This window comes from Diaphorobacter sp. LR2014-1, assembly GCF_002916785.1.
GTDB classification, from domain to species: domain Bacteria; phylum Pseudomonadota; class Gammaproteobacteria; order Burkholderiales; family Burkholderiaceae_C; genus Diaphorobacter; species Diaphorobacter nitroreducens.
Genome location: NZ_MTBE01000063.1, coordinates 1 through 8,317, shown reverse-complemented (window position 1 = coordinate 8,317; position 8,317 = coordinate 1). Strand labels below are relative to the sequence as shown.

Sequence of the window (8,317 nt, the reverse complement as noted above, 5' to 3'; positions counted from 1 at the left end):
TACTCGTGCGGGCGCGTCAATGGCTGTACAAGAACAAGCTGGTGATCGTGCACGAGCGGGCAATTCGGACACTGATTGCGGCGGCACTTGCCCAGCTTGAAGTTGAAACAGGCACCGCCATCGCCGCCAGCGTTGATCCAGCAACACTTGATCGCTGGCGAGCCTCAGTTTCAGAGCTGCGCCCAGATGGACAAACCCAGCAGAGTTGGCTATGGGCTGCACCGGCGAAACACTCAACCCGCCAAATCAGCGAGGTACTGGAGCGCATCGACCTGCTTTACACGCTGGACGTTCATAAGCACCTGGCAGACATCCCCGATCTCATCTTGCGCCGCTACGCGCGCCGACTTGTCTCCAGGCCGCCCTCAGCCGGAGCCAAGATCAAAGAGCCAGCGCGCACCGTGGAGGTCGCATGCTTTCTTCGGTATTGCCTGTTCACCACCACAGACCAGTTGATCCTTATGGTGCAGCGCCGGATCGCCGATCTGTGGCGTCAGGCTGCCGCCGATGTCCCCGCTACCGTCAATTGGGCCGCAATGTACAAAACGCTGCTCGGCGAACTTGTTGCCTTGAGCGCGCAAGGTGCGGTGCCAGATGCTGAGTTGCGTGCCCGTCTTGAAGCCTTGATCACCGAAACCCAGAAACGCAAACCACCGAGCAGGGCCTCCCTGGTCCGCGAGGGATTGATTGATGGAATTCGCCCCGTGCGGTCGTTGCTCGTCGCCATTGCAAAGCTGCCCTGGCAGGCCACCGGCGAGCATCCTGCCATCGAGTACCTTGCCAAGCTGCAAGCTTTATATCTCAAAGGATCCAGAAAGCTGCCAGTTGAAGTGGTGGCACCAAGTCTGGGAATGATCTGGCAGGTTTCGATCTCCAGCCCAGACCGGGAACGGGCGTTTCAGGCGTTGGAGGTGGCCACCCTGTTTGCCCTGCGCCGCGCGGTGCGCAATGGCTCGGTCTGGATTGAGCACAGCCTGAGCTTTCGGGGTCGTGCGCGCTTGTTCTTCACGGACGAGCGTTGGCAGGCAGAGTCCAAGAAACACTATGCCCGTCTATCGTTACCCAGCAAGGCTGCCACTTTCTTGAAGCCTTTGCTGGCCAGAGTAACTGCCGGTGTCGATGCGGTGGCCGCTGCAGCCCGCAGTGGCGTACTGCGCGTGGATGATGAACTCCATTTGTCGCCATTGCCCGCAGAGGACGAAGACCCAGAAGTGACCAAGCTGCGCGCGGCTTTGGATCACCGCATCGGTGAGGTTCAATTGCCGGAAGTGATTCTGGCCGTTGACGCCCAGGTGCGCTTTAGCTGGATCATGCTCGGACGTGAGCCGCGCTCTACCGACGAGCTGCTGATGGTCTATGCCGGCATCATGGCCCACGGCACCAGTCTGACTGCGGTCGAATGCGCGCGCATGATTCCGCAATTGTCTGCCACCAGCATTCGCCAGGCCATGCGCTGGGCGCGGGACGAACGGCGTCTGAGCCAGGCCTGCCAGGCTGTGCTGGAATTCATGCAGCGACACCCGATTGCCGCCACCTGGGGGCGGTCCGATTTGGCATCTTCTGACATGATGACCATGGAGACCACCAAACGGGTGTGGCAAGCCCGGCTTGATCCTCGGCGCAACACACCTTCCATTGGAATCTACTCCCATGTAAAAGACCGGTGGGGCATCTTCCATGCGCAGCCCTTTGTGCTCAATGAGCGCCAGGCGGGCGTGGCCATTGAAGGTGTCATCCGCCAAGAAAAGCTGGAGACCAGCCAGCTTGCTGTGGATACCCATGGCTACACCGACTTTGCCATGTCACATGCCCGTTTGCTTGGTTTTGATCTTTGCCCGCGGTTGAAGGAACTCAAACAGCGCCACCTCTTTGTGCCACGCGGCACCAAAGTGCCCGCAGAAATCGCTGCGGTGTGCGAAGCCAATGTCGACGTCGCTTTGATCGAAAAGCATTGGGATAGTCTGGTGCACCTGGCAGCCTCGGTCATGAGCGGACATGCCAGTGCGGTGGCAGCTCTTGCGCGGTTCGGTTCTGCCGCCCAGGGCGATCCAATCTATGAGGCTGGCGTGCAATTGGGGCGGTTGCTGCGTACGGCGTTTTTGGCTGACTACTTTGTCAAGGACGCTTTCAGGAACGAGTTGCGCCGGGTGCTCAATCGGGGCGAGGCTGTTAACGCCCTCAAGCGCGCCATTTATACCGGCCGGATCAGCCCGGCGCAGGCCAAACGTGTCGATGAAATGCAGGCTGTGGCCGATGCGTTGAGCCTGATGGCCAACATCGTGATGGCGTGGAATACCTCACAGATGCAGGCGGTCCTGGATCGCTGGTCGAACCGCCGCCAGGTCATTCCACCGGAACTGATCGGGAAGATTGCGCCCACCAGGCTGGAGAGCATCAACTTGCGGGGTGTGTTTCGCTTCCCGGTTGACCGCTATGCTGACCAAATCCTGCCTTCGCGGCCAAATGCATCGATAACTGGCACCAATGGATGAAACCGACCACGGTTTGACGCCACGAATCGCAGATTTGAAAGTGAACAGGAAAGTCAATGAAATCAACGATCTACCAACACCACCTCCGCGCCAGTGCTAGCTTTTCGTACCGTCACTTATTGCACTGAAAACGAGGAGACCCCATCATGGCCCCCGTCCAGGCGGCTTATGACGCCTACCAGGTCACGGCGAGCCGGGCGCAGAACACAATGGACAGCATCGAGGCCGAGCTACGCGAACCCGGCTTGTCGGCCGAGCGGCGCGAGCTGCTGGCGGTATCGCTTGCCACCCTTCGCGCCCGCGAGGCGGCCGCATTGGAGAGGCTGCACGCTGAATCGGCCCTGGCGCAGTTGAAGATGGCAGACTGGAACGCGAGCCGGTAACGGCGACCAGGAACAAGAAGGGCGGCCAGTGGCCGCCCTTTTCACGTCTGGATCTTGCATCGTCACTTCTGGCGATGAGATCCACCGTCGCGACCGTCATCGTCGGAACTGGCGATGTTGGCCAGCCCCTCGCCTTCCAGGGTTTCGCAGGCCGGCCACTCGCGGCCAACGGCGGGCGCATCGACCCATTCCCGTTCTTCGGGCGGTAGCGGCTGCGAATAGTCGGATTCGGCCAGCAGCTCATCGAGCGTGTAGCGCGGGCGGCTCATCGGCGGGCCTCATCGAGCCAGGCCAGCGTTTCGGCATCACGGGCAGCCACGCGGGCCACCAGATCGCGCACCAGGGCGGCCAGGCTCATGCCGTGCGCTGCCGCGACGGCGGCAGCTTCGGTTTTCACGTCCGCAGGAACGGCGGCGCTGATGGTGGCGGTTTCGCTGCTCACGTCTTTTCCTTTTCTCAGATGCGACCGTTAGCCTAGCGCGGCCTCAATAGCGGTTTTATAGACGTTTTCATCCGGCAGTGTGACGTTATTGAACGCCTCTTGAACCTTGTAAACCGTGGTCGAATGTGGCGGCAGTGCTTTCAGCGGCACCGTGGCCCCGTCGATGATGCCGGCTTCTTCGTGTTCATAGGCAAGAAACGTGATCGACGCCGGTTGCAAGGCATAGCGGATCAAACCACCAACGCCACCAAGGCGGGCCATGATCCGCGTGTAAACAGGTTGCGGGCAGACGAAGAACAAGCCTTTCCGGCACAACGCTTCACGTTGCAGCACTTGGCCCTTATAGATCAGTTGGGGAAGGATGCGCTTATTGACGTTTTCCCAGTTCAGGCCGGCAGTGGTCGCCGGGTTTGTGCGTTCCGGCGTGAGCAGGGCTTCTCGACCGTTGCGATAGTTGCCCGTTGTGTCGATGGTCTGAACTTCAACGGCGACGAACTCTTTCAGTTTGCCATTGGCATCAAGCAACGCCAGCACCCAATCCACGAAGTAACTGCCCGCGCCGTCCTTTTGCGGCAATCGCAATTCGCCGCCCCAGCGTTTGCCGAACACGGCCACGACCGGCGCTTGTTTCGCCCGCGCCCGCGCTGATGCTTGCCGGCCCGCGATCAGCTCTAAATCGTCGTCAAACGCGATCTTTGCCACGTCATACAGGGCACGGTACTTGTCTGCATACAAGCGAATAGGACAGCAAATAACGGGGCCGGAAGTTGCCGGCTTGATGGTGCAAACGCCGGCAATGGCCCCGTCACTCAACCGCTTTTCGCACACTTCGGACAAGTAGGGGCATTGTTTGTCCGTCGCGGCGGCCACTGCCGCCGGAGAGTGGTCATCGGAGCGATAACCGAAGAACTCCCAAATCTTCCCCGCCACTACGCCACCCGTACTTTGCGCTCGTTTTTGCGGACACTCCCCAGCACATGGGCGATAGCTCGCCCGACGGCTGCGCCCAGCAGCGGCGGCACGGCGTTACCCACCTGTTCGTATTGCTCAACCCGCGATCCGCAGAAAACGTAGGTGTCAGGGAAGGACTGGATGCGTGCAGCTTCGCGCACGGTAAAGGCTCTGTCCTGCTCGTAATGGAAGTAAGCGCCCCAATGTGGATCGCACTTGGTCAGGATGGTGGATGCGAGGCCGTCAGGATTGACCCGACCGTAACGCTTCGTGTGGTCACTGCGCCGCGCCATGCGCATCCCGCGCGGCAACAGGGCTTCGGGAATATCCGTCCAGTTCCCGCCCGGCGGAATGTGCGTCATGCGTTCAAGGTTGATCTTGCTCAACCGGGCGGCCTCGTGACACGTCACGCCCGTTGAACCCGCCCGCATCAATTGTTGATACGGGTTATCCGCCGGGTGCCGGTAGTCTTTGACCTTTTCGCCAATCTCGCCGTTGCGCAGGGCTGGCAAGTCGCCAATGGCATCCTTGACCGTGACGTGTGACGGCAACTCCAGGGAGCGCGGCAAGTTCACCAAGTTTTTCCCGGCGAATTGCGAGGTGAAATTCACCCGAACCGGCGCTTGGCGCAGCGGTTCCGGGAATAGCGCCGTCGGATCGACGCCGCAACGGCTGCCAAGGATGATCGTGCGCCAGCGGGTTTGCGGCACGCCGTAATGCGGCGCGTACAGAATCCGCACGTCGGCGTCGTAGCCGAGCTGCTTCAATGATTCCAGGATCGCATCCAGCGTTGCGCCGCCTTCAAACGACACCATGCCAGGGACGTTTTCGATTAAGACCGCTCGCGGCTGAAATTCGGTGACAAACCGCAGGTATTCGCGGAACAGGTGGTTCCGTGAATCCTCGGTGGAACGCTTGGGCGCGTTGATCGAAAAGCCTTGGCAGGGCGGGCCACCTGCGATCAAGTCCAATTCGCCCCGCTTCAAACCCAATAGTTTTCGGACTTTGCGTGCATCGACCTTGCGAATGTCCCGGCTATCGACCTGCGTGGCCGGATGGTTGGCGGCGTAGGTTTGCGCATAGCGCGGGGAAATCTCGTTTGCGTAAAGCGACGTGAAACCGGCTTCGCGCAGTCCTTCGGACAGTCCGCCCGCGCCTGCAAACAAGTCGAGCGAGGTCAAGCGCCCTTCCAAAGAATTAAGTTGGCTCATATCGCTTTTCTCTTGGTTGATTGACGTGGCTTCCTGGCTGCTGGTGCCGTGAACATATCGGGTTGCAAGCCGCCTTGATGCCGGTCGGCGAATGCCTGCATGAACTCGCGCAACACTTCCGACGCACTCCTGTTTTCGGCCAAGCAAGCCCCTTGGAACGCCTCGCGGAGTTCCCTTTCAACACGGATACGAAGGCCAGCGTCTTTGCTCGACATAGGGTGACAGTATCGCATGGATACACGTTTGTGTATCCAAAAAAAGCGCTATTTCGTCGCATATATCCTAAGTTTTGCGACACGCCCTGCATCTGTCATTTTCAGAAGACGACTGCACCAGTTCATTGGGCTGGCCGCCATGTGTGCATAGGACTCCTGAACGTGACGTGTCAGGAGTCCTATGCACGAAATGCCGCGAGAGGCCGGGAGTGCTCAGAAGTCACATGCACGGCGCGACGAAGCCGGAACCGCCGAAAATTCCGGCGATCAACCGGCAAGTTGCTTGATGCGGTCTGCCAGGCGTCCGAACGCCTCGTTCACGTAGTCCAGCACCTTGGGTTCTGCGCCCTGCGCACGTAGCGAGCTTTTGAAGTCGTCCAAGTCGGACAGCCATTGCCGATGCAGTCTCCCCAGCTCTTTGAGATGTGGCTGGAAGGCTTGCAGGTTGCCACCTGCACGAAGTGCCTGATAGCCGCGCTCAAGTGTGGCCGCCGTTGTCAGCAATTGCGTCCCCATTTGTTTATGCTGTTCGGAGAACTCGGCCATGCCGTCATAGGACCGCGATGCCTTGTTGCGTTCGGCTTCGGACGCCTCTTCCATGAGGTGGGCGTAACGATAGAACCCTGGGAACTCGCGGGACAGTGCCATGAGCTGCTGGTCGGAAGTGCTGACCCAAATCCTGTGCAGGGTGGGCACGTGTCCCATCATGCGATTGATGACAGCATGTGCCTCGCTCACGCCTTCGGCGGAAAGCTGCTGCATCTGCTGATCTATCCTCGCGGCCAGTCGGCGAAATTCGTTCATGCTTATCAGTAGCCCGCCTCTTTCTGGTGCCGGAATGCCAAGACATACACCGCATCCTCGGTCGGCTCATGGCGGTACAGGGCCACATAGCCGGAATCCCCGAAGGCAATCACCAGCTCCCGCAACTCTGGCATTTCAGGGAACGGCCGGCCAATGTCGGGGGCCGTTTCCAGCAGTAGGAATTGACGCTCGATGGCTTGGCCGGCCCGCATGGCGGCTTCCGGGGCCTTGACGGCAAGGAACCTCCGGCATCGTTCCAAGCCTTCCGCTGCGCCTTCTGTGACGATTACTTGTGGCACTCAGGCACCGCTTTTTCGTCATCGGTGCCCCAGGTGTTCAACCAGGTGCGCACTTCCTGGCCGGTCAGGTGCCGGCCGGTTTCCTGATAGGCCGACCAGGATGCCAAGGCTTCCTGCTTGAAGCTCTCGCGGGCTTCCTCGCGCTCGACGTATTGCTGGATGGCTTCGAGCATGATCCAGTGGGGCGAGCGGCGGCGCTGACTGGCGAGGTGCTGGACGCGACCTTTTAGCGTGTCGTCGATCTTGAGAGACGTTGCCATAGTGGGACTCTTATCACGTAGTAATACCAAGTGATAATCTAGCCCTTTTCTACCCCCGAGTCCATCCCTAGCCTTGTCCGGCAAACGATCATTAGGCGGCCATGCCGGACATTGTCCGATAACATGCTTGTGCAACGGGTTTTCGGACAATAAGATAGACGGACGGAATAACGGACAAGAGGGTGGGCAATGGCGCTGATCGGCTATGCGCGGGTATCGACGGCGGAACAGGACACCGCCTTACAAACGGACGCACTGCGCAACGCGGGTTGCGGGCGGATTTTCGAAGACACGGTTTCCGGCGCGAAGACCGAGCGGCCCGGTCTGGCTACCGCCTTGGCATACGTGCGCGACGGTGACGTGCTGGTGGTGTGGCGGCTGGCTCTGTTGCAAAAATCGTGAAGCTTGAGCATGCTTGGCGGAGATTGGACGGACGGAACGATGACGGATTTCAAGTGGCGCCATTTCCAGGGTGATGTGATCCTGTGGGCGGTGCGCTGGTATTGTCGCTATCCGATCAGCTATCGCGACCTTGAGGAAATGCTGGCGGAACGCGGCATTTCGGTCGACCATACGACGATCTATCGCTGGGTCCAGTGCTACGCCCCGGAGATGGAGAAGCGGCTGCGCTGGTTCTGGCGGCGTGGCTTTGATCCGAGCTGGCGCCTGGATGAAACCTACGTCAAGGTGCGGGGCAAGTGGACCTACCTGTACCGGGCAGTCGACAAGCGGGGCGACACGATCGATTTCTACCTGTCGCCGACCCGCAGCGCCAAGGCAGCGAAGCGGTTCCTGGGCAAGGCCCTGCGAGGCCTGAAGCACTGGGAAAAGCCTGCCACGCTCAATACCGACAAAGCGCCGAGCTATGGTGCAGCGATCACCGAATTGAAGCGCGAAGGAAAGCTGGACCGGGAGACGGCCCACCGGCAGGTGAAGTATCTCAATAACGTGATCGAGGCCGATCACGGAAAGCTCAAGATACTGATCAAGCCGGTGCGCGGTTTCAAATCGATCCCCACGGCCTATGCCACGATCAAGGGATTCGAAGTCATGCGAGCCCTGCGCAAAGGACAGGCTCGCCCCTGGTGCCTGCAGCCCGGCATCAGGGGCGAGGTGCGCCTTGTGGAGAGAGCTTTTGGCATTGGGCCCTCGGCGCTGACGGAGGCCATGGGCATGCTCAACCACCATTTCGCAGCAGCCGCCTGATCGGCGCAGAGCGACAGCCTACCTCTGACTGCCGCCAATCTTTGCAACAGAGCC

At 60.0% G+C, this 8,317-nt stretch carries 10 protein-coding genes and 1 pseudogene; 4 read left to right on the top strand and 7 right to left on the bottom strand.

The features are described from left to right. Both BV908_RS21295 and BV908_RS21290 read left to right on the top strand, forming a co-directional pair. Positions 1-2,492: Tn3-like element IS1071 family transposase (locus tag BV908_RS21295; RefSeq protein ID WP_103738568.1), on the top strand; the 2,492-nt coding region annotated here is incomplete at its 5' end. Between the two features lie 146 nt (positions 2,493-2,638). Then, positions 2,639-2,875 carry a hypothetical protein gene (locus BV908_RS21290; RefSeq protein ID WP_074168497.1) on the top strand — a complete coding sequence of 79 codons (237 nt, stop codon included), beginning with the start codon at positions 2,639-2,641 and terminating at the stop codon, positions 2,873-2,875. A gap of 62 nt (positions 2,876-2,937) precedes the next feature. Here BV908_RS21290 and BV908_RS21285 read toward each other — a convergent pair whose 3' ends face one another. From BV908_RS21285 to BV908_RS21250, 7 genes are all read right to left on the bottom strand, one after another. After that, positions 2,938-3,144 (bottom strand): hypothetical protein, encoded by a 207-nt coding sequence (locus tag BV908_RS21285; protein WP_102661114.1) that lies wholly within the window; start codon positions 3,142-3,144, stop codon positions 2,938-2,940. Next, positions 3,141-3,317 (bottom strand): hypothetical protein, encoded by a 177-nt coding sequence (locus BV908_RS22565; RefSeq protein WP_172686273.1) that lies wholly within the window; start codon positions 3,315-3,317, stop codon positions 3,141-3,143. The genes BV908_RS21285 and BV908_RS22565 overlap by 4 nt, the downstream gene beginning before the upstream one ends. A gap of 27 nt (positions 3,318-3,344) precedes the next feature. Next, the gene (locus tag BV908_RS21280) at positions 3,345-4,247 is read right to left on the bottom strand and encodes a NotI family restriction endonuclease (RefSeq protein WP_033455135.1); all 903 of its coding nucleotides are present in this window, start codon (positions 4,245-4,247) and stop codon (positions 3,345-3,347) included. After that, a complete protein-coding gene (locus BV908_RS21275; RefSeq protein WP_210434051.1) occupies positions 4,247-5,449 on the bottom strand; it encodes a DNA cytosine methyltransferase in 1,203 nt (400 codons plus the stop codon). The genes BV908_RS21280 and BV908_RS21275 overlap by 1 nt, the downstream gene beginning before the upstream one ends. Before the next feature lie 512 nt (positions 5,450-5,961). Next, on the bottom strand, positions 5,962-6,498 hold the full coding sequence (locus BV908_RS21260) for a hypothetical protein (RefSeq protein ID WP_038314822.1): 537 nt from the start codon (positions 6,496-6,498) through the stop codon (positions 5,962-5,964). Positions 6,499-6,503: 5 nt separating this feature from the next. Further along, on the bottom strand, positions 6,504-6,758 hold the full coding sequence (locus tag BV908_RS21255; protein ID WP_246867573.1) for a type II toxin-antitoxin system RelE/ParE family toxin: 255 nt from the start codon (positions 6,756-6,758) through the stop codon (positions 6,504-6,506). Between the two features lie 26 nt (positions 6,759-6,784). Continuing rightward, positions 6,785-7,057, bottom strand: coding sequence for a CopG family ribbon-helix-helix protein (locus BV908_RS21250; RefSeq protein ID WP_017510520.1), 273 nt, complete (start codon positions 7,055-7,057; stop codon positions 6,785-6,787). A gap of 189 nt (positions 7,058-7,246) precedes the next feature. Here BV908_RS21250 and BV908_RS21245 point away from each other — a divergent pair. Next, positions 7,247-7,456: pseudogene (locus BV908_RS21245) on the top strand (recombinase family protein); the annotation flags it as partial. Positions 7,457-7,498: 42 nt separating this feature from the next. After that, complete coding sequence (locus BV908_RS21235) at positions 7,499-8,263, top strand: IS6-like element IS6100 family transposase (RefSeq protein WP_001389365.1); 765 nt, start codon at positions 7,499-7,501, stop codon at positions 8,261-8,263. Positions 8,264-8,317: the final 54 nt, after the last annotated feature.